The following is a 255-nucleotide window of genomic DNA, read 5'->3' on the forward strand; positions in this document are numbered from 1 at the left end:
GCGTAGGCACAAATGCTCGATTAATTTTGTTGATATCTGCAATCTCGTTGACAGAGCTAATCGTTTTACGCGTTGGCAACACCCATCGACCGCTATACGGCAACTGACCAACATCTTTAAAAAATGTGGCTGAATTTTGATGTAATTGGCACCAACTCACAGTTGATGATGAGACCGGTGGAGGCAACAACGTGCCACCGGCAAGACGAGCAGGTAGATGGGCCTTTAGAGCATCCTCAGCATTCGCTAATTGAG

1 pseudogene is annotated in these 255 nt (G+C 46.7%); it reads right to left on the reverse strand.

The window, feature by feature from the left end:
• Positions 1-255 (reverse strand): annotated as a pseudogene (locus J3L11_RS19220) (hypothetical protein); the annotation flags it as partial.

The sequence above is a fragment of the Shewanella sp. 4t3-1-2LB genome (assembly GCF_017368415.1).
Classification (GTDB): Bacteria; Pseudomonadota; Gammaproteobacteria; order Enterobacterales; family Shewanellaceae; genus Shewanella; species Shewanella fodinae.